This window comes from Desulforhopalus vacuolatus (genome assembly GCF_016918505.1).
GTDB lineage: Bacteria > Desulfobacterota > Desulfobulbia > Desulfobulbales > Desulfocapsaceae > Desulforhopalus > Desulforhopalus vacuolatus.
Genome location: NZ_JAFFPZ010000103.1, coordinates 1 through 526 on the forward strand (window position 1 = coordinate 1; position 526 = coordinate 526).

Annotated in this window: 1 protein-coding gene; it reads right to left on the reverse strand. The window is 42.4% G+C overall.

Going from position 1 to position 526, the window contains the following annotated elements; translation table 11 throughout:
* Nucleotides 1-526 (reverse strand): transposase (locus JWG39_RS16075; RefSeq protein ID WP_205220449.1); only part of this gene is annotated, 526 nt, incomplete at both ends.

The window sequence follows — 526 nt, forward strand, 5'->3', positions numbered from 1 at the left end:
AGGTCCTGTTGGTAACGGATTCATTTACCAATTCTTTGTGAGTCTCTCGGAAGGTACTATAGGATGCAAACCCTGTAAGTTTCGCTAACTTTTGATAATCAATGAGCACTGACTTCCTTTTAGGCATCTGGATTTCATTATATCCACAAAAAGGCCACTCAGAGGGATGTGCAACGACACCAGCACGAACCATGTTACAATCAATATAGACAAGGCATCTCAGCAGGTGCTGTTCGGTCTCCACTGCAGTTGAATGGTATCGATCCTCCCAAAAAGCTCCTTTCCTCTTTTTTCTCATATTGTATTCTTGCCCGGTTCTTCCAGCAATCAACTGCAGAGATCGAGGTATGACATCTCTCTTTCCTGCATCTTGAACGAGTAAATGAATATGATTGGAAGTAACACAGTAATTGAGAATTACCAAACCGTATCGCTTTTTGGCAGCATACAACCACTGGACCCAATTCCGACGGTCCATTTTCAATTTAAGTAAAAAGTCCCTCTTGTGGCATCTGTGGGTAAGATG